Source organism: Peribacillus sp. FSL R5-0717, from assembly GCF_038002945.1.
Lineage (GTDB): Bacteria > Bacillota > Bacilli > Bacillales > DSM-1321 > Peribacillus > Peribacillus frigoritolerans.
Genome location: NZ_JBBOOF010000002.1, coordinates 26,690 through 47,299 on the forward strand (window position 1 = coordinate 26,690; position 20,610 = coordinate 47,299).

Annotated in this window: 22 protein-coding genes and 2 pseudogenes; 6 read left to right on the forward strand and 18 right to left on the reverse strand. The window is 33.1% G+C overall.

All coding sequences use genetic code 11. The annotated features are described in order from the left end of the window. Positions 1–68 precede the first annotated feature (68 nt). Complete coding sequence (locus NYE65_RS25960) at positions 69–1,319, reverse strand: helix-turn-helix domain-containing protein (protein WP_340862216.1); 1,251 nt, start codon at positions 1,317–1,319, stop codon at positions 69–71. A 356-nt stretch (positions 1,320–1,675) separates the two neighbouring features. Between NYE65_RS25960 and NYE65_RS25965 the strand changes: the two genes are divergently transcribed. Beyond that, on the forward strand, positions 1,676–2,821 hold the full coding sequence (locus NYE65_RS25965) for a tyrosine-type recombinase/integrase (protein WP_328176528.1): 1,146 nt from the start codon (positions 1,676–1,678) through the stop codon (positions 2,819–2,821). Positions 2,822–4,763: 1,942 nt separating this feature from the next. On the opposite strand, the gene NYE65_RS25970 is transcribed toward NYE65_RS25965, so the two are convergent. From NYE65_RS25970 to NYE65_RS25980, 3 genes are all read right to left on the reverse strand, one after another. Continuing rightward, positions 4,764–5,981, reverse strand: coding sequence for an FAD-dependent oxidoreductase (locus tag NYE65_RS25970; protein WP_328176527.1), 1,218 nt, complete (start codon positions 5,979–5,981; stop codon positions 4,764–4,766). Between the two features lie 58 nt (positions 5,982–6,039). Continuing rightward, positions 6,040–6,627: a TetR/AcrR family transcriptional regulator gene (locus NYE65_RS25975; RefSeq protein ID WP_340862217.1), complete on the reverse strand. Its 588-nt coding sequence runs from the start codon at positions 6,625–6,627 to the stop codon at positions 6,040–6,042. Between the two features lie 114 nt (positions 6,628–6,741). Next, complete coding sequence (locus NYE65_RS25980) at positions 6,742–7,134, reverse strand: DUF6262 family protein (RefSeq protein ID WP_328176525.1); 393 nt, start codon at positions 7,132–7,134, stop codon at positions 6,742–6,744. On the opposite strand from NYE65_RS25980, the pseudogene NYE65_RS27390 reads away from it, so the two are divergent. Together NYE65_RS27390 and NYE65_RS25985 are read left to right on the forward strand one after the other, a co-directional pair. Beyond that, a pseudogene (locus NYE65_RS27390) lies at positions 7,114–7,214 on the forward strand (IS3 family transposase); the annotation flags it as partial. The gene NYE65_RS25980 and the pseudogene NYE65_RS27390 overlap by 21 nt on opposite strands. A gap of 12 nt (positions 7,215–7,226) precedes the next feature. Next, a pseudogene (locus NYE65_RS25985) lies at positions 7,227–7,465 on the forward strand (IS3 family transposase); the annotation flags it as partial. Positions 7,466–7,718: 253 nt separating this feature from the next. Here NYE65_RS25985 and NYE65_RS25990 read toward each other — a convergent pair. From NYE65_RS25990 to NYE65_RS26055, 14 genes are all read right to left on the reverse strand, one after another. Next, on the reverse strand, positions 7,719–8,216 hold the full coding sequence (locus NYE65_RS25990) for a methyltransferase family protein (protein WP_328176524.1): 498 nt from the start codon (positions 8,214–8,216) through the stop codon (positions 7,719–7,721). 19 nt (positions 8,217–8,235) lie between these two features. Beyond that, positions 8,236–8,691 carry an SRPBCC family protein gene (locus NYE65_RS25995; RefSeq protein WP_340862218.1) on the reverse strand — a complete coding sequence of 152 codons (456 nt, stop codon included), beginning with the start codon at positions 8,689–8,691 and terminating at the stop codon, positions 8,236–8,238. After that, positions 8,672–8,929, reverse strand: a complete 258-nt coding sequence (locus NYE65_RS26000; protein WP_252210178.1) for an acyl carrier protein — start codon at positions 8,927–8,929, stop codon at positions 8,672–8,674. The genes NYE65_RS25995 and NYE65_RS26000 overlap by 20 nt, the downstream gene beginning before the upstream one ends. After that, the gene (acpS, locus tag NYE65_RS26005) at positions 8,926–9,300 is read right to left on the reverse strand and encodes a holo-ACP synthase (protein ID WP_252210177.1); all 375 of its coding nucleotides are present in this window, start codon (positions 9,298–9,300) and stop codon (positions 8,926–8,928) included. Before acpS ends, NYE65_RS26000 begins: the two co-directional genes overlap by 4 nt. Then, positions 9,297–10,538 (reverse strand): beta-ketoacyl-[acyl-carrier-protein] synthase family protein, encoded by a 1,242-nt coding sequence (locus NYE65_RS26010; RefSeq protein ID WP_328176521.1) that lies wholly within the window; start codon positions 10,536–10,538, stop codon positions 9,297–9,299. Before NYE65_RS26010 ends, acpS begins: the two co-directional genes overlap by 4 nt. Positions 10,539–10,554: 16 nt before the next feature. Next, positions 10,555–11,835, reverse strand: coding sequence for a beta-ketoacyl-[acyl-carrier-protein] synthase family protein (locus NYE65_RS26015; RefSeq protein WP_328176520.1), 1,281 nt, complete (start codon positions 11,833–11,835; stop codon positions 10,555–10,557). After that, complete coding sequence (locus tag NYE65_RS26020; protein WP_328176519.1) at positions 11,832–12,809, reverse strand: class I SAM-dependent methyltransferase; 978 nt, start codon at positions 12,807–12,809, stop codon at positions 11,832–11,834. The genes NYE65_RS26015 and NYE65_RS26020 overlap by 4 nt, the downstream gene beginning before the upstream one ends. Positions 12,810–12,822: 13 nt before the next feature. Continuing rightward, positions 12,823–13,431 carry a cyclase family protein gene (locus NYE65_RS26025; protein WP_412762699.1) on the reverse strand — a complete coding sequence of 203 codons (609 nt, stop codon included), beginning with the start codon at positions 13,429–13,431 and terminating at the stop codon, positions 12,823–12,825. Positions 13,432–13,638: 207 nt separating this feature from the next. Next, on the reverse strand, positions 13,639–15,321 hold the full coding sequence (locus tag NYE65_RS26030; protein WP_328176517.1) for an NAD(P)/FAD-dependent oxidoreductase: 1,683 nt from the start codon (positions 15,319–15,321) through the stop codon (positions 13,639–13,641). Then, positions 15,314–15,439 carry a hypothetical protein gene (locus NYE65_RS26035; RefSeq protein ID WP_328176515.1) on the reverse strand — a complete coding sequence of 42 codons (126 nt, stop codon included), beginning with the start codon at positions 15,437–15,439 and terminating at the stop codon, positions 15,314–15,316. The genes NYE65_RS26030 and NYE65_RS26035 overlap by 8 nt, the downstream gene beginning before the upstream one ends. Then, the gene (locus NYE65_RS26040) at positions 15,433–16,476 is read right to left on the reverse strand and encodes a methyltransferase (RefSeq protein WP_328176514.1); all 1,044 of its coding nucleotides are present in this window, start codon (positions 16,474–16,476) and stop codon (positions 15,433–15,435) included. The genes NYE65_RS26035 and NYE65_RS26040 overlap by 7 nt, the downstream gene beginning before the upstream one ends. 11 nt (positions 16,477–16,487) lie before the next feature. Beyond that, positions 16,488–16,892, reverse strand: coding sequence for a cupin domain-containing protein (locus NYE65_RS26045; protein ID WP_252210170.1), 405 nt, complete (start codon positions 16,890–16,892; stop codon positions 16,488–16,490). A gap of 33 nt (positions 16,893–16,925) precedes the next feature. After that, positions 16,926–17,348: a sigma factor-like helix-turn-helix DNA-binding protein gene (locus NYE65_RS26050; protein ID WP_328176513.1), complete on the reverse strand. Its 423-nt coding sequence runs from the start codon at positions 17,346–17,348 to the stop codon at positions 16,926–16,928. An 18-nt stretch (positions 17,349–17,366) separates the two neighbouring features. Beyond that, positions 17,367–17,552, reverse strand: coding sequence for a helix-turn-helix domain-containing protein (locus NYE65_RS26055; RefSeq protein ID WP_252210168.1), 186 nt, complete (start codon positions 17,550–17,552; stop codon positions 17,367–17,369). A gap of 342 nt (positions 17,553–17,894) precedes the next feature. On the opposite strand from NYE65_RS26055, the gene NYE65_RS26060 reads away from it, so the two are divergent. The 3 genes from NYE65_RS26060 (at position 17,895) to NYE65_RS26070 (ending at position 20,607) form a co-directional block, all read left to right on the forward strand. Further along, positions 17,895–18,470 (forward strand): TetR/AcrR family transcriptional regulator, encoded by a 576-nt coding sequence (locus NYE65_RS26060; protein WP_252210167.1) that lies wholly within the window; start codon positions 17,895–17,897, stop codon positions 18,468–18,470. 62 nt (positions 18,471–18,532) lie between these two features. Continuing rightward, positions 18,533–19,477, forward strand: a complete 945-nt coding sequence (locus tag NYE65_RS26065; protein WP_328176510.1) for an ABC transporter ATP-binding protein — start codon at positions 18,533–18,535, stop codon at positions 19,475–19,477. Then, positions 19,477–20,607 (forward strand): ABC transporter permease, encoded by a 1,131-nt coding sequence (locus tag NYE65_RS26070; RefSeq protein ID WP_328176508.1) that lies wholly within the window; start codon positions 19,477–19,479, stop codon positions 20,605–20,607. Before NYE65_RS26065 ends, NYE65_RS26070 begins: the two co-directional genes overlap by 1 nt. Positions 20,608–20,610 lie beyond the last annotated feature (3 nt).

Below are 20,610 nucleotides of genomic sequence, written 5' to 3' on the forward strand. Positions count from 1 at the left end.
AAAAAACTCAAGTTCCGATAATATATAGTTATTTGAATGAAGCCAATAACTCCTTTCCTCAATCAAAATCACTTTAGTAGTGATGATAATTTTTGCTCGACCCACTTACTCATACTGATTCCTTCTTTTTCAGCTAACTCTGTCATACTTTCTAATAGATCAATAGGTAATTCTAAACTAGTTTTTCGATAGGAACTTCGAAAAATAAGGTGACCCTCTTCATTGTAGATGTCTCCTTTTATTAAAAATGGCAGGATATCCTCTGCAATGAAACTCTTTGTCGTTAATGGCCTTTCCCCTGCCCTAATGAAGAGTAATATCGTGTAATCCTGTTCCCTCAATCGTATGTTTTCCATTCCCCATGTTTCATATAAGTAGTCCAGGAATGGATAGAGGACCACGGTATCCTTCGGAATTTCTAGCTCTACATAGCCTTTATACTCAAAAGTGGATTGATGAATGGGATAGACCGGCTTTAACTGATACTCCCTTATCCCTTCTTCAAATGGCAACCATTTTTGAATATTGGCTAAGTAAAAACCCCATTCATGGTCCTTGTTCCGTATAACACGTGCTTCAGGAACCTTGCTTGAATGAAATTTCTGAAATAAGACAATATCGCGACTAGGATAATAATACTCAAATCGTTTTGGGCGTTGGGATTCAGAGGGTTTCAGTACTCCGGCGGCTTCCTCATATGCTGATTCTGATATGACATAGATCGTCCTCTCATCACCATAAGGGACAGCCTCAGCTTTTATGGAACCATCTTGAATATACTTATAAATACTTTGTACAGATAATCCCAATCTCTTTGCAACCTCATTAGGACTCATGCCAGTAGGTAAAGATTGCTTTTCATCCACTAATCGATCCACTTCCGCTTTTTGATAACGTGCCTCTTTATGTAATCGATGTGGGTCCAGAATTTTAATGATTTTCTTCTGCTTTCCATAATGGTAGACCGTTGCCTTGGATACGCCTAATAAGTCAGCTACTTCTTTTTGTGTATACCATTCCACTTTATCCCCCTCCCATCCTTCTTGTTTATCCGTTATTGTTATTGGAACATCCCGTTGATTCTCATTCGTCAATTCCTCATGATACAAGACTGCTTCCGCCTGGCCAAATTTCACACGATATTGGAGACGTGGGTGTTCGATCACTTCCAAAATCACGCCTTCTTTTTTTTCAAATTGTTTAAAGTAGTAAAAACTCTCTGGGTCTTCTTCTTCCGTACATGTTGTGAGAACATAAACCGTTTCCCCCATTTCATAAGATGCAGCCTGCGTGTTTTTTTTATGGTTTAGTTTATTCATTATTCGTCTCTTCACCTTTTATCTTTCATTGTTATATGTCTCTACCTCGAGATTAACTATTAATTTCCTATATCCATTATAATATATAATATTGAATTAAATAAGTATAATTACAAAATCTTATTATATAAACATTATAGATGTAATATTTGATTCAAACAATATTATTCTAATTCTAGAATCTTATTTTAGACTAATTAAGAAAGACCTAAATAAATGGAGAATTTATTTAGGTTTTCCTGAATTAATTAACTCTTAGAATTTGTTATAATATAATTAGTTTTAAATAAAATGTATTTAATTAATATACACTTTATCTTATTAATAGTTGAATTATAAAAGTGAGGGTTACAGGTATGCATGAACTGATCGGAAAAACGAAAGAGCTTCAGAGCCCTACATGGAAAAAGCGACTTTCAGACATTTCAATCCATACGTTACAAGAACGATTAGATACGACTGAAAAGAATGGACATAAGCCTTTTTCCGATTTTAGCGATGTAGACATGCTCCAGTGGTTTCTTCATCGGCGAGAACATTTAAAACGGCAACATGAAAAGTCCACCCGCACCGTCCAAGCCTATGAGCGAGAACTTCTTCAATTTATTGAACAATTAATCACTTATTCGGCGGAAATCCATGTAGACTTGCAAAAAGTTGTGGACGGTTCCCTCTTTAAATCTCTCTCTACCCGGCACATTCGAAGGTATCAGGAATGGTTATCAGAAAAAAGCCCCTATGTCTTAAAAAATGGAGCGTATTCCGTTGCCGCATTATCCAGAAAGACAACCATCATTAAGCGTTTTTTGAAATTCCTGTTCGAATCAGGCTATATTACAGAACCCATTCATGAAGGTTTCTTTAAGATCAATATTCGTAAAGATGATCGGCCGAACCGTGATTTGGGACCCAAGGAAGTCATTCAGCTACTTGATTACTTTAGGGAAATCAACCACCCCATCGTCTTTTCGATCATTCATATCCTAACGATGACCGGCATGCGTAATGAAGAGTTTACACGACTCCGAGTCAAGGATCTTCAGTATGATTCCATTACCAGCACGTATTTTTTAGAGGTCCTAGGTAAAGGAAATAAAAGAAGGCAAATCCCACTGAAAGAAAAAGGAATAAATAGTATTCGGATGTTCCGTTCAGCTAGAGGACTAGACGATATAGAGGCAGCAGCAGGAGACAACCCGCTCTTTACGACCAATACCGGCCGTGCCTACTCTCCCTCTTATTTGTCTCAATACATCACAAAAGCCATTAAAGAGAGTGGATTGCCTTTTTTGAAGTTTCGTTCCTCTTCCATTGGTCCTCATACCTTCAGGCATTCTTTTGCCATCATTTCTCACTTAAATGGAGTGGATGTCTATCAGATTATGAAGAGTCTGGGCCACGAGCAGCTATCCACTACAGAAATTTATTTGGAGAAGGTATTTGAAAAAGAACGCCATGCGATTCATTTGTGGAAATCAGATGTGTTTGGAGAGTATATATAATAGAAGAAAGTCGTCACATTCAGAGAAATTTTTGATGAATTTTGGACACCAATTGAGTGTCGTCCTCTTAAAAAATCCGTTTCGAAAATGGTTTAATGATTTAAGATATGAAAAAAGGTCGAGATTTAATAAAGAATCTTCCATGCCTTGCAATTAGTTTATGCAGACGTCTATACAGACTTCCAGTTAGGTTTAATAATTAAAAATTATTAGGTAAAGTGAATAAAGTCTTATACAGCTTTTATGACCAAAAGATTGTTAAATCAAATTTAGGGTATTACTTAGCTACTTCTTTTTATAAAGAAATAGAAGATCAAAAGGGGGAACAAGTCATCCAGATGACTTGTTTCCCCCGTTTTTCAGAATAATCACTTATTGTATTCCAAAGCCCAGCATGAAATTGTGCTTATAATCATCTTTATATTTTTCCAATGTTATAAACCAATCGTAGGCAAAGACCAAATTAGCTTAAATGCTCCATGAATCTCGCACCTTTTATAAAGCCTGTATGTTCTCTTGGATGATTCTTGCGATAGCTTTAAAATCATACTTATTATTGACATATCTACAACAAAATCTTGTTCTTCTTTTATTCCCATTATCCATTGATAATGATTGACCTTCAGAAACATACTAAGGGAAGCGAGTGCTGTCCTTTATCTTAAATTTGTTATTTTTAGCCTGCAATCATTCGAACATCCATTTTTTTACTCCTTCTTATTATTTCGTCTTATTCTATAAAAAACGTTCGTAAAAGTGGATGTAAAACCACGAACGTCCGTATATCATTTTCCCAAAGAAGTCATTTACTTTTACTTTTATAAATGCTTCAACTTAGGAGGAAAACCCAAGTTGTTGAAACAGAAACCATTCCATCATTTCTTCAATATATATAGGATCTTTCCAACAATTCATGGATACATGATCAAATTGCCAGGGTTTAAATACTCCAGGATAAACAGCATCGATAACTTTCTATGGAGATAGCCGAAAAGTATCAAACAAACCTATTAACGATACTTCCTAAAGAAATTATGATTAACCTTGGAAGGAATATCCTTAAAGTTGATTCCAGCTACAACCTCAATCGCATACTGAACTTAGGCAGATGTACTAATCTTAAGATTTTCACCTGTATATACATGTGGTTTTGTATATATTTCATTTCTCTAATAATAACTTTCTTTTTATTTTGTAGAGTTTTATTCTAGCTAACGTATTTTCATTATTAAAGACTTTAACGGTCTCTCTTTTCCGCAGCCTTTTAAGTCTTTCTGGATCGAGCAGAGGACAAGTTCCTTGAAGATCTCTGTATTACGAATGCCAGACCTGTTTTTGCCAAGCTGATGCTGCATTCCATTGAGTAGGCTAAGGAGCTGATCCTTTCATCCATGTAGTAGTGGACACGACCAAAACCATGCACGAAAAAGTGAATGATTGGATAGATACAATATAAAAAATATTGAATAAAAAGGACCCAATAAAATATATCAATAAAAAAGTCAGCCCTCAGTCAAGCTTCAAAGAGATGCATACAAACCTTTAGTAGTATAAAGAGTTATAAATAACATTATCTACCTCCAAGATTATTCAACAATTAATGCTACAATTATCAAGAGGTGGCATCTTTGTTTATTTCTCCTATGCTATTGCACAAACAGAGCAACCCTTCGAAGACGAAGATTTTATAACTGAATTCAAGTTATCAAGACCTAAAATGTAAAAATCCATAAAAAATAAAGGGTGGTACATATTAGTCATCTATATTATGGTCCACCCTTTTACTTCATGTTCAACAAACGTGCCCTTTTCTTAAATAATGCAAATAATTTATCTCAGCTACATATGAATAAAATATCCTAAAAACGCCATGTTCCTTTAAGATTTAGTTTTAACATAAAGTGAACTTCGAAAGATAAAATATTTGACTTTCAAAACGCTTCTACTTCTTTTTAAAATGAAAAGTAGCTACATCAAGTGGTTTTGTTCCTAGAGCAAGTTTATTTCGTATTTTATTAAACATAGGATTTCTCGACATCAGTGGTACCATGGCTCTTTTTAAGTGAAGAAGTAATGGGTTTTTTATTCCAATTAATTCTGATTGCATTCTTTGGATTTTTTGTATCTGTGACACAGCTGGTCGCATTATCTCTTCGTATTGTTTTAATAAGTTCATAGATAATGGAGTTTGAACTTGAGTTAATGCCTTAGCAATTACATCATGGGCTACAACGGCATCCTGAATAGCTAAACTATTACCCTGGCCGGAAAATGGAGATGCAATATGTGCTGCATCTCCAATTAGCATCAAACCGTCCTGTACCCATTGGTTTGCTGTCGCTACTTGAATATCAAGAACAGAACATTGTTTAAAGTCAAGTAAATGTTGGGGTAATTCCTCTTTTAACTCTGGATCTACTGTTATGAGCTGTTTTTGAAATTCTTCAATTCCTTTGTTCCTAATTTGAGAATACGTTCCTTTCCTAATTACCCAACCCACCTGAACTACATCTGGTCCTTTTGGAATATAGATCAACATACCTTCGTCCTCAATCTGGATTTGAAGAGGGTATTTCTTACCCTTTAACACTGGCATGTCAAACCAGATAAAATCAAATTTATGTTGTTCCTTCTCCAACTGAATGCCTGATAACTTTCGTATCGTGGAATAGCGACCATCAGCACCGACTACCAATCGACTTTGAATGGTCTCCACTTCTTTATTTTGTATAACTTTAACTCCTACAGTGGTATTTCCTTCTTTAACCAACTTGGTTGCCTTCGCTCCACTTAAGTATGTAAAGTTATCATATTGTGAAGCCTGCTCAATTAAAAATCTGAGCAATAATGGCTGAGACATGATCAGACCATAATTGTAGGGATGCGACAAATCATCAAATCTTATAGAAAAAAGAGTTTTTTCATGATCGACGAAATGGAAGGCATCAATTTTTTCATGTTCAATCTGAAGAATATCGTTTAATAATCCCATTTGGTCCAAAAACTTAAGTACTAACGGTTGAAAAAAATAACCCCTGAATTCTCGATCCAGCCGATTATGTCGTTCCAACAATACTGTCTTCACACCACTTCGAGCCAAAAGGTATCCCAAAATGCATCCACCTGGCCCAGCACCAACAATTACAACTTCAGTTATCATATACACCACTCCCAACACATTCTATTGAGTGTTTACTTAATGAAATGAGTAAAAAAATTCAGCTAAAGATTTTAAGAAACTGGTAAACGGAAGTTTCAATATACTTTTTCCTTTGATCAATATCATCAATATGTCGATCATTAGTCAAAAAGTATATGACCAGGGAAATTAAAAGGTTTCTGATTGCTATTTTCAGGTAAAGTTCGTCTGTGTCGATTCGTTCAGATAGAAGTTGGTAAAAAAGATTTACTCCTTGTTGAATGAGTTCTGATAAACGATCACCAACAGCGCTATTTCGCTGAGATTCACCAAAGAACATGACAATCAACTTTCCCTTAGAATGCAATAAACTAAACAATTTATGGAGTATACGAATTAATATCTCTTCAAGTGGCTCATTTGTTCCCACCTCAGTTATCAAATTATTCAATTCATGATTCAGAGTATGCCTATCGATCACAGCCCATAGTAAATCCTCTTTTGTTTTAAAATAGTGGTAAATTAATCCATCTGTAACGCCAGCTTCTTTAGCAATATCTTTTGTAGTACTCGCGGTAAACCCCTTTTTCGAAAATACAACTAAAGCTGCATCAATTAAGTTATTTTTGGTTTTCATTGCTTGTAATTGTCGATTTGTTTGTTTCATTCTTTACCTCATTTTCATTAAGTGTTTACTTAGTAAAAGAGTATATCATACTATAGCTTCTTTGCAATTCATTTTGTTGTCTAAAATTTAAAATTTATCTTCAATATGGCCTTTTTATTGAACAAGCAGGGAAGTAGAGTATCGTGTTCTCGACATTAATTTAAAATTTTTATATACCTCTGCATAAGCCACTTTTAATCGGTTCCTAAGTTGTTTGTTATCACCTTCTAATTTCTTAATCTTCCGTTTAAGTGATTCAATAAGGGCATCCTTGTTGCTATCATTCATTTCTCGCTTCACTTGTTTTTTTTGGTGTAGGTGCTTGTGATTGTTGATGCCTAATGCCTCAATCCTTTCACGAATATCGAAATTATTGTAAAGCGTTGCTTTCGATATACCTGATTCATTTGATACGCTATTAAAATTAATACTCTCGTTAGCTCGTATTAGGCTTTTAATTGCCTCATCTACCTTTTGGTATGGGGAACACTTGAACTTCGACGCCAAGGTCTGTGTTAAACCATAAGACTGTACACCGTCTGATGAAAGAATTAGGATTAAAATGTTTAGTTCGAATGAAGAAGTATTAAGAAAATGCTAAAAAAAATACCATTACCCAAAGCATGCCCCGCAAGGGAACTGCTTAGATAATGCGGTGATTGAAAACTTCTTTGGCTTATTAAAGTTAGAGCTCTTATATTTTCAAAAATTTTAGGACATTGAACATTTTAAACAACTTAAAACATACATATACTATTACGATCACACACGAATCAAGGAAAAATCAAAAGGCATGAGCCCGGTCAAATACCGTACACATGCCAACTGTGTTGTTTAATTATAAAGTGTCTAACTTTTTGGGTACAGTTCATGGGTAAGGGTTCCCAAGAGGGTACCTTTTATCGGATATGCAACTTTTTATACATCCTTGAAAGACCAATGTTTTAGCGCACACTCAACAAGGAAAAGATGTATAAAAAGTGCACATTATATACATACGTCAGTACTGTAAAAAATTAATCATGAATACGATAATATTTTTTAGGCTTTATTACTTAGAGAAAAAGTTCAGTACAAATGTAAGTGTAATACTAAACATCTTTTTCATAGGTTTCTCCCCTGGAAATAATATAGTTAAATTTGAACCACCTCGGGGTTTTATAAAGATATTCGTCATAATCCTTACCAAACTTGTTTCTTAAGCTAGGTTCTTCAATTTTTACAATTAAATATATTGATACCAAAAGAAATATTATGGCCCAAATAAAAATTCCAACAGATTTAAAAAACAGGCTTTCACCTAAAAGTATAAATGAAAATCCTAAGGTCATTGGATTTCTACAATATCTATATGGTCCATAAAAGGCCAATTTTTCGGGTGGTCTGTCCCATAATGGTGTATTTAAATGACCATAAATTATTTTAGCGCTTGATATTACAGTAAATATTCCGTAAACAACACACACCAAACTTGATAATTTTAGAAAAAAAGAAAGTAATATGCTATCAATTTGTAAAGTTATGGGCATTAAAATATAAAACAAATAGGGTACACATAGACCTAAGAAACTAGGGATAAAAAAGTTCATTATCTTGCTCTTATGCATATCATTTAACAAGTAAGCCTATATTTTCTTCAATAATATTCTTAATCTTCTCTTGATTTTCCTTGGTATGTCTATCCATTCGTTGTACTACTTTATCTAAAGGTTCTTTAAAATTGGAATCGAGTTCAAAATCTTGTATCCAAGTCATTAAAGTACCTTCTGGATGGCGTTCATACTTCCAAGTTAAGTGCATATAAAGAAAAGGAAACATTGGTTCAATACGTTGCGCTATAGCTGTATATTCTTTATGATCCAATAACCTGTATGACTTCCAGGTACTATCACTATTGCTTAGTTCGAATACAATTTTTGTGAATCTGCCTTCCTTTTCACTGCTTAAAATCCTGCTTTCATGATAATCGTTAAATAACAGATTCCAATTTTTAATATCATTTGTGATATTAAAAACTTTCTCGATATTTTCTTGTATTAAAATACTATTTTTTATTCTTGGCATAAAAATCCTCCTTGTGAAGTGCTTCTCTTTCTACTACCTGATATAGATCTTTTAATGTATTTAATGTTTTCAATTCTTCTAAAGTTAAAGTAATATCAAACTTTTTCTTAATATGAAAAGCTAATTCTACTAATTCTGTTGAATCAATTCCTAAGTCATCGATTAGAGAAAATTGCTCATTTAAGTCAAGAGTTTCAAAACCGATTTGTAACATAATCTCATTTATCTTTTCTTTCATAGAAATCCTCCTATATTCATAGCAACTGCAATTGCTAAATTACCATCATGTGAAATGCTACATTTCCATTTTACATCTGGAAAAGAATGGGCTGCCTTTCCTTTAAGGTTTATAATGGGTTCTTTTCTTTTTCCTTTTAGAATTTCAATATCTTTTAAGTTAAGAATTTCATTACTTGGTAATGCCTTAATTACAGCTTCTTTTAATGCATAACGACCAGCGAGGGAATTCCAATTAAAATCTTGGGTCCTAGATTTTGTCAAATCCAGTTCTTCATCTGTGAAAATCATTTGTAGGGGGCGTATACCCCATCGTTCATACAAATCCCTTATTCTTACAACGTCTACCAAATCTATCCCAATCTCATTCAAGAACTATCCCCTCCTACAACAAAACTTACATTATTTCCACCCATCCCCCTTGAGATAACAATTGCATTGTCAATATTTTGCCTACTTGGTTGTTCTGTGACGAAATCTAAATCATCAAATCCATAAGCAGGTTTTTCAAGGTTAATGGTCGGAGGGATTAAATTCTTTTGAAGGGATAATAAAGTGAGCATAATATCAGTTACAGCAGCAGCTCCTAATAGGTGTCCAAAAGAAGCTTTAGGGCAACTTAAAACAGGTTTATTATCCTCCTTAAATACCTCTCTATATGCATAAATTTCAGTTGCATCCTCCGAAGGAATTCCTGTTCCATGTAGAAATAGTAAATCTATATCTTCAGGAGTTACAACGGCTCGGTTCATTGATTGTTTCATTGCTTTTGCAAGTTTTTGGCCATCAGGGCGTTGAGTATAGTACGGGTAATAAGCATCATTTGTAACCCCCCATCCTCTTATTTCGCCATAAATTTTAGCACGTCTACCTTGAGCATGACTCATTTTTTCAAGAACAAGGAAAGTGCTCCCTTCCCCTAAAACCATTCCATTGTGTTCATGGGAAAAAGGCTTATAAATTCTTGATGGATCACTTCTATCGGATGATAAATAACCACTCGATTCACAACATAACCATCCATAGGGAGATAGAGGTGCTTCTGTCCCTCCTACTAATATAATATCTGCCTCGTCCCTATTCAGTGTGTGTACTGCATCCATTACAGCATATGCACTACTAGCTCTATCTGCAACAAATGTTCTAGCTTTTCCTTTAATGCCTTGAGCTATAGCTATGTATCCTTGAGCAGAAGTTGGAAACCAGGCTGTAGCTTGATAAGGACTGACATACTCTTCACCTTTGGACCAGAGATTTCTCAATTCCCTTTCAGCAAATTCCCAACCTCCTAGAACATTACCAACCATAAGAGAGATTCTATTAGCATCAAAATTTTCCGTATTTATCTGAGCATCATCCAATGCCATTTGTACAGCTGCTAAAGCTAATTGTGTAAAACGATCAGTTTTTTTTACCAGTCTCTTAGAGATGTAGTCTGTAGGTATAAAATCTCTAATTTCACCGGCTACATTTGATTTGTATTTTGAAGCATCAAAACGTGTAATAAAATCTACGTAAGATGTATTCTTTAATACATTTTTAAAGGTATTCTCTGCTCCAATTCCTGCTGGATTAAGTGTGCCTATACCTGTAACAACTATCTTGTCCATACTTCAAACCACCTCCCTAAAAACTCTCCAAAATAATAGCTGAGTGTAAACCTGAAAATCCACTAGCAATACTTAAAACATTCTTTAGTTCCTTTTTTCTGAATTTATTAGGGATATAGTCTAAGTCACATTCCTTATCTCTTGAAGTATAATTAATAGTAGGATGCAAAATGTTTTCTTCTAAACTTTTTAAAGAAGCTATGATTTCTAATGCACTAGCAGCAGACAAAGGGTGTCCAGTCATCGATTTCGTGGAACTAACAGGTATTGTATAAGCTAGTTCTCCAAAAACTTTTTTTATTGCACTTGTCTCACATCTATCATTTTGAGGAGTAGAACTTCCATGCCCATTTATATAATCAATATCAGAAGGTTTTAATTTTGCATAATTTAAAGCATTTTCAATAGCCCTTGCTAAATCTACCCCATCACTGACTAAGTCTGTCATATGAAGAGCATTACTAGTATTGCTGAATCCAGTTATGTATCCATAAATTTTTGCTCCACGTTTTTTAGCGTGTTCTTCATCCTCTAAAATAATAATTCCGGCTCCTTCAGACAGTACGAAACCATCTCGATTCTCATCATAGGGTCTAGAAGCTTTAGAAGGATCGTGATTATGCTTTGTAGAGAGACAGTTTATAATATCAAAAGCCCCATATGAAATAGGCGTAATAGGAGCTTCAGATGCGCCAGCTATCATAATGTCCATATCACCATTTAAGATTTGTTCATATGCATAGCCAATTGCATCAATACCTCCAATACAACCGGTCGATAGTGTAACACATGGACCTTCAGCCCCAATGATAGAAGCTATAATCTTGGAGGGAGTATTAGACATCGATGATAAGTATAAATTAGGAGATCCTTTTGAAGGTTCTATACTTTCCGTACCATAATTCGTAACATTCACAAAAACCTCTTCCATATGTTTTGTACCACAAATTGCTGTGGACAATGATACACCGATACGCTCTGAATTAAAATCTGTACTTCTATTTGTTAAACTACTATCTTTTTTAGCTAATTCGGCGGCTAAAATAGCAAATTGAATATACCGATCTAATGACTTAATATCACTAGGAATGCGTTCTATATCATTTAGAGAAAAATCCTCAATCTCTATCGATACATCTGCATTGAATTTATTGATTTTTTTGAATAATTCAGATGATGAGATATTGTTTAAATTTTTGGCTTTCGTGTAACCTAACTTGAGGTTATTCCAATAGTTTTCTACGCCTATTCCCAGTGGACTGACTGCTCCCATTCCTGTCACGGCTACTTTTTTCAACACTCTTCACTCCTTGCAATAATTATTGGATAGGGTTTTGTATTAAAAATGTCTTCAATATAAAAACCTGTCTCCTGTAGAATAGAAATTGCGTCATTTTTTCTGAGTACATTACCCCCACATGTATTTACTAACATACTTAAATCTATTAAACTTGAAATTGAAGGTGAATCACTATGAAATACATCGTAAATTATTATTCTTCCTTCATTCTTTAGAAGTCCTTTTAGTGAAGCTAGTAGTATTTTTAGATAATCTTTACTATAAAAACGCAAGAAATCTGCTAGAATAATATAATTATAACTATCCTCAATTGTAGAAATGAACTTAACATTTCTCTTATAACCTGCATAGTTTTTTTTCATTCGTGCTTCAAATTTTTTTTTGTAATTAGCATAATCATAAGCATCAATAATAGCTTTATTGTAATTTTTAACAAGAGCAAATGTCCACTCACCCTCACCAGAATGGTAATCAAGGATTTTTGCTTCGTTAAAATCATAAGGAATTGCTGCTAAAAGTTTTTCTACAATCGGAAAAGACAAGGAATATCTCTTTTTTTTCATATTTAATAAAAGAGAACTATTGTCAACTCGTTCGTCCTTCAACATAACAGCCTCAAAATTACCCCAGCTACTCCATTGCTTAAAGACTAAATTAAGGTGTTCTCCTATATAATGTTCACTTGACAAACAAAGATATTTTGAGGTGTTTAAAGTATTTAAATACACATCATTTTCTTTAAATATGACCCCTATATAAACCAAGGCTTCTAATAACTTTTCAATATTTTCCTTCGAAGCACATGTCTTTTGTGAAATAATATCTAATTGATTTTTATGGGTCGATTGTAAAATTTCAAATATATTAAACTTAAGCGCAAAGTCTAATATCGTACTTCTTACGAATCCATAATTCAAATCAAGGAGACCTTTTAAGTTGATACCTTCTACTATTGGGTTGACCATTACCATATTCAACTTCCCTTCAAATGATGGCCACAGCTCTAATCCAACTTGCTCCTACGTCTTTGATAAGAATTGGAAGACAAGAAACTTTAAAGCCGTAGGGTACTGGAATATTTCTTAGATTTGCTAATCGTTCAATATGCAAATAATGTTTCTCCCTCCCTAACATATGACTAGGCCATAAGTTACCTGGGTCCTTATTTGTTAAGTAACTATTGGTCATTTGCATAAAGGGAAGATCAAAACCATTAGTATCTATTCCTATAATTTTAATCCCTTGACTAATTAGCCATTCAGTCGCTTGCCTAGACATTCCTGGATGTTTAGCAAAATAATCTTTTTTAGGCCAATACAGATCGAAATCCGTTCTAATGAGCACTATATCAAATGGTTTTAATGTATAATTAATAAGGAATAGTGCATCTTTTATATCCTGTTCTGTTATCAGTGTATTTGGGAGTTTATGAGTTAAATCAAGTACTACACCGTCAGATATAAACCACTCTAACGGTAATTCATGTATAAATTGTGCCCTTTCCCCTTCGCAATAAGGGCCGAAGTGAAAAGGGGCATCAATATGTGTACCACAATGTACAGATAAAGAAAGAAATTCATTACTTAGAAACATGTTGTCTGGGAAGCTACTTCTTTTTAGTAGCTTTTTATGCTTAAGATATTCAGGTATTCGACGGATTTTGTTTATAAGAGGCAATCTTTTTGGAAAAAAAACTTTTTTCCAAACTAGATCTCCGCCTTCACTATGTTTAACCTCTTTTTTTTTATGAAAGTTGGATCTGGAACTTTATCATCAATAGGTAAACTTAAATCAATAATATCAGACATTTGTTACACCTAGTACTTGATTATTTAGTTCGATTAATCCATAATTATGACAAAGTTTTAACCACTTAATTAATTCTTTTTCTTTTATTTCATTCTGAAGTTTTTCTGATAGTATCATCTTTAATTCGCTTACATTTAGTTTATCAACTCTTAGTGAATCTACTAAAAGTTCTAACAAAGGAGAAATTTGAATGATGTCTCCAAATTGATTTTTTAGTACTCGTTGTTGATTCATTTTATTTGCATTTGGCACTACAGGAACAAAATATTCATTTTTAATTTCAACCTTGCTATTCAGCTCAATTAGTGTTTCAGAATTAATTATCTCATTTTTACTTTTTTGATTTCTTAAGTTTTGGTTTATATGATCAAAGACCATAAACATTGTCTCTTCATTGAATGTAGTACGATTATCGCCTATCTTTTTGCGTTTTTCCAAAAAGTTATTAATTACTTTTTCAGTATCTTTTTGATTAAGACCAGAAATCAGACTAATAAAAGCTTGTCGATCTCCTGTTTCATCCACTTTTTCATGAGCAAGTTTGGGCTGTACTAAGTTTCGCGCACCTGAAAAATAATCTTCCTTTGACTTCTTTTGGGTGTCATACATATTGTTACATAATTCAGTAAATGTATTATAGTTACGTATATACATATCTTCATATCGTTTAAGGATGTCTTTTTCTATATTAGGGTCATCCAATATCATATTTAAAGCATAAGCTCCCATCATCCCATTAGAAGTAGCTAACATTACACCTGATGAAAGAATAGGATCTACGAAACATGCAGCATCTCCTACCATAAGCCAACCTTCACCAAACAATTGTTTATTACGATAAGAATAGTCTTTAATAACTTTAACATCTGCTACTTGTTTGGCATCTTTTAGTAGTTGAGGTAATTGGTCAGATGACTTTATAGCATCTAAATAAAATTTCTCAAAGCCTTTTTCTTTTAATTCCTTACGTCCTTCAGGTCTTACAATAGCCCCAACACTAATTAGATTATTATCGAAATCCAAAGGTATATACCAGAACCATCCATGTTCAAAGGTAATATAAATTACATTTCCTTTATCATGTCCTTCTAGTTGTTTACCGTTTTCCCAATATGACCATACCGCAATATTTTTAAAATCTGGGTTATATTCCACGCTTTTAAGTTTTTTTCCTAAGAGTTTATCTTGACCACTTGCATCTACCACATATTTAGCTTTGGCTTCGCAAGTTTGTTTACCATTTTCATAGACAACACCGGTGGCCCGATTGTCCTCGAAAATAACTTCCTTAACTATTGATTGTTCCTTAACCTTTACACCTTTTTCCTTTGCATTATCTAATAAAATTTTATCAAAGATATCTCTTTTTACCTGTCGTGCAGCGGGTAAACCATTTACCTCACCAAAGTATACTGTCCAAGGATTTCTATCTTTTCCCCAAATAAAAGTACCTCCCGGCTTTGGAACAAAAGATGTACTTCTTATTCTTTCACTTACTCCTAATTTATCAAAAACTTTCCAATTGGCAGGTAGAAGAGATTCTCCTATATGTTCACGAGGAAACTTTTCTTTTTCAAGTAACAGTACTTTTCTCCCCCAATTAGACAACAGTGTTGAAATACTAGAACCGGCAGGTCCTCCTCCAATAACAATTACATCATAAATTTCAGACATTTGCTGATCCTACCTCCATCTCTTGACTTCTAGTCTCCTCATCTGCCTGTATAACAATATGAGGAAGACCAAAATCATTCAGTATAACTAAATTAAATTCTAGTTTTTCTTCTAACATAATTCTTCCCCCTTTTTATACATTTCAATTACTGAGGAGATAGGTGATACTTTTTTTAATTTGATATCTTCAAATCCAAGTTGCTCTATCCAGTTTAAGATCGTTTGTTCACCATGAACTTCTCCTTCTTCTGTGTTAGCTAACAGAATTAAATTAAATAGATATGGAAAAGTAGTTTCTGCTCTTTCGGGAAGGTGAGCATGCATAATTAACTTTCCACCCTTAGGCAATAATCCGTGAATTTTTTTCAATATCTCGAATGCTTTATCTTGCCCATATCCATCTAGAACATGAGAAAGTAAAACAGTATCTACCTCTTCTGGTAAGTTAATATTAAAAATATTACCCTCAATGAAGTCAATTTGACTTTGAAGTCCTTGTTCTCTAACAAATTCCTTAGCTACTTCGCAAGTAGCTTCATAATCAATTGCAGTAATTTTTATATGAGGATTTTGCTTAGCATATTCAATGGAATATGCTGCTGATCCACACCCTATATCAAGAAGATGACTCCCTTTTATACTACTATTATTTACTAATGATTTAGCCTGAACCACTGAGCTGGCATGCATAGCTTTAATAAAAGTACGTGTTCCTTGACGTTCTTCATTAGCCCCTGCCCCCTCATTTGCATATCCATCTTTTTTAACTCTTCCTGTAATAGAAGAGTTATTTTTTAAAGCATCATTTAACTTAACAAAATTGTTGTAGTGTGATTCTTGATGTTTTGCTAAATTTCCCATGTATCCTTGCTTTCCCTCAACTAAAAATGCTGAGGCAAGAGGGGTATTTTGAATTAATCCATCGTTCTCTTGTAGTAAACCAATACCTTTACATGATTGGACAAGAATCCTAGTTGGCCGAAGTTGTAATTTTAAATCATGAGCAATCGCCTCGATACTTCGAGCATTATTATCCAATAATGTGAATAACCCAAAATCTATTCCCATAAATATAGCTTTGGATGATATAAATCCAGTAATAAGCTTGTGAATTTCAGTAGGATTAAGTTTCTCTTTTTCTAATGTATTATTCAATATTCTTCCTCCTATTTATTAGATGTGTATTCATAAGGTTGTTCACTTAAAAAATAGTTATGAATAGGTGGACGCTCAGTTGGAGCTGCTACAATGAATTTGCACTCTTGTCCTTCATTTGTGGTAAATCCATGGGGTTCATTTCTCGGAATAAATACAACATCACCCTTCTCGATTGTTACAATTTTTTCCTCCTTTGGTAATTCCAATTGACAAGAACCTTCTAATACAACAATTTCATGTTCCCAATCATGGTAATGCGGAGGGGTGGATCCTTGAGCTTCAATATGGAATAATGTCATTACAAAGCGATCTGCTCCGTCTGGAGTGTCAATTAAACGCTTTAAAGTTGTTTGTTTAGCTCCTGGCTCACGCACTATATCGGATTGAATATTTCGAATGCTTCTTTTAATCATTTTTCATCCTCCTAAGGTTTTATGTACATATAATTAAAAGACATTTCTTAATTTAAAGGTCTCATAATCTTTAAAAAAAATTTTGATTTTTTTATAAGCTTGTTTTTTTATACGAAAAATACTACTTCTGGCTATATCCATTTCCTGAGAAACCTCTTTAATCTTTTTACCTTCCCAGTATATTTTTTTGATGATTTGATATTCTAAAGGTTTAAGATCTTTCATAATTTGTTCCATAGTGATTTTGAGAACAATATAATCTTCAAAGTTTAGGTTATTTATTTCAGCAATACTGTGAATATTTTCTTCATTGCTTTCTTGATGCCTACAGTCATTCAAAGTTTTTTGTTCATAGTAGTCTTTATAGGAATAATATTTTTGTAGACGGGATTTTTTTCCTGTTAAATTCATAATGACATATTTTACAAATTGTCTCTCAGTACAAGTATCTAACATAAATAGCTCTCTCCTTCCCTAGCGTCTAATTTCAAACTTATCTAATGCTTGTAAAAAAACTATATTTAGCTCTTGGATGGCATCTTCTAACTCCATATGATTCATAGTTTTTGCATAATTAATGATTAATGGATTAAATCTTTCTATTAATTTTTGTTTGCTATCTTCGTGGCCACTTATCGCATTTAATATTAAATGTTCCATGATTGCTCACCTTTCATTAATTAATTTGACACACATCTTTGTTTTCTGATTTAAAAGCAAATTAAATTAATTAATTGATTAATTTTTCCTACGTAACCAATAATAAACAAAAAAGTACACATTTCAACATTTTTTTGAAAAATATGTATATATATTACCTATTTACCATTTTATGTTTATTGGTAGAATGTACAAAGATGGTTGTAGGGATATATTACTAAAAATATTTTGGACATTTAGTTCTAATGTAAGCGTTTTTGTAAAAACTAGAAAAAATTGACTTTAAGGGATTTTTTTTATATTATTAATTGAATAATCAATTAATAATTAGGAGGGACCATAATGAACAAAATTAAGCATACAGAGAAAAAAGATTTGCTTATAGAGGCTGGGCTACGAGTCTTTTCAAGAAAGGGTTTTTCTGGTAGTACTATTAAAGATATAGCCCAAGAGGCTGGTGTTACTAGTGGTTTGATTTATCACTACTTCGATAATAAGGAGGATTTGCTTTGGGGAATTATAGAAGAGCATACATTAAACCACAAGCTTTATAACATTATAAAATTTTCCACTGAAGATCTTACGATTGATGAATTTTTACAAAATATCTTAACAACTGTTTTTGCCTTTTTAAAAGAAAAGCCTTATTTTATTTCTATGTTTTTAGGTGAAGCTCAAAGGAATCCCCAAATTAGAAAACGTTTGATTAACCTTATAAAAGAAGCAACTGAAGGACTAAGCTATTTCATCTCAAATAAATACAAAATTGATTTTCATTACGTCGAAGTAGCAGTTAGAAATACACTTACAGCAGCATTTATGCATCATTTACTTTATCTAGAAGCTGATAAAGTGATTATTGATGAGGAAAGATATATTCAAAATACAATTCAACAACTTAGTAAGGTTCTAAATTAATTTTTTTGAAATAAAATTAATTGAACAATTAATTAACTCTTCGGATTGAAAGGAGCATATTTATGTTAAGAAAAGCTATTGAATGTGCAGGAATCACAAAAAAATTTGGTGATTTTAAAGCACTTGATACTATCAACTTAGATATAAATGCAGGTGAAATATTTGGTTTGTTAGGTCCTAATGGATCAGGGAAAACAACATTAATTAATAGTATAACAGGACTATCTCAACCTACTGAAGGTAACACATATATCTATGGTATTGATAGTGTCATAAATACAAATAAAGCAAGGGAACTTATTGGAATGGTTCCTCAGGAAACAGCTATTTATATGAAGTTAACAGGGTATGAAAACCTAGCATTTCATGCTGATTATTATAATGTCTCAAATAAAGCTAAAGAACAAAGAATAAAAGAAGTTCTAGATATTGTTCAACTTTATGATCGTCGACACGATAGAGCTGGAAATTATTCTGGAGGCATGAAAAGAAGGCTTTTACTTGCTAGAGCAATGCTTACGGATCCAAAAATCATCATCATGGATGAGCCGACATTAGGTGTAGATGTGCAAGCTAGAAACGCTATTTGGAATCAAATATTAGAGTTAAAGATGCAAGGAAAAACAATACTTTTAACAACTAATGTTATGGAAGAAGCTGAATATCTGTGTGATCGTCTTGCTATAATAGATCACGGTAAATTAGTTGAGATGGACACTCCATCTCAACTAAAAAATAAAGTTGGTGAAGGAATAATTGAACTAGAAGTATCTTCTCATCAACATCCTTTGACTGAGTATTTCAAACAATTTAAATCCGTTAAGAAAGTTGAAAATAAAAATCCGCAATATATTTTGACTCTTTTTAATGAAAAAAAAGAGGATATTATTCCTAATATCTTTTCAGTTATAAACGAAAATAATCTCAAGATTTTAAAGATATCTATGAGAGAACCTAGCTTAAATGACGTCTTTTTACATTTCACTGGAAGGAAGTTGAGAGACTGATGAGAGTAATATGGTCAATAATTAAAAAAGATACTAGACTAATGCTGCGTGAACCTTTTTATATAGGTATATCTATTATTTTACCAATAATGTTTTATATTTTCTTTACTATCATCACTTCTGGAAGCGCAACAGTTCCTATAGCGATTGTGGACGATGCACAAAACGCTAATTCAAGAGAATTTATTGCATTATTTAGTGAGAAAATTGATAACAAAAGAGATTTAGAAGCCTCTTATTGGGAGATAGTCTCTACAAATACCAAAGAGTCTATGAGTTTGTTTAGTAACCGAGAAGTAATGTCGATGGTAATAATACCAGAGAATTTTGATAAGAATTCAAAAGTTATTATGAAAACTCATAATATAAACAGTGATTATACTAAAAATTTCCAATTAAGATTAGATGAAATTATTAATTATTATAACCACAACAAACTTGATTTTAATAACCAAATATCTGTTAAGGAAAAATCATGGGTACCAAAGGATATACCTATGTTAACTTATATGGCATCTAGCCTGTTAGTGTTCGCCTTTCTCTATGGAGGTATGGTAAATACAGGAGTTCTTATTGCTAGAGAGTGGGAAGAAGATACTGTTAAAGAATTACTCTTATCTCCTGTATCTAAAATTCACCTCGTAATTGGTAAAATGCTTTCTGGACTAGTCCCCACTTTTATTAGTGGAGGAATTATTTATCTAATAATTTACTTAGTTCAAGGATTCAAACCGACAGGCAACTTATTATTAATACTATTATTAGTGTTGATTACTGCCTTTTTAGGTGTGGGTATAGGTGTCCTAATTGGCTCTCTCACTAAAAGGATATTGCCAACTATTCAGATTAATATAATTATCGCAGTTGTTTCTTTAATTATAGGAGGTGGATTTAGTCCCTTAGATGGTTTGGCTTGGGGGGGAGTTTCTCAATATGTATATTACTTTTCTAAAATCTTACCACCCTATTATGCGTTCAAAGCTGGGCACCTTATCATGAACACTGAATTTTTAGATAATTTTTTTCTCTATCTGATAATTGTACTTGGTTCAAGTTTAATAATAATATCTTTAGCTTCTTTGTATCTAAGTAAAGGTCTTAAACAAGCACCAAGACCAAAAGTTTATTAAAGG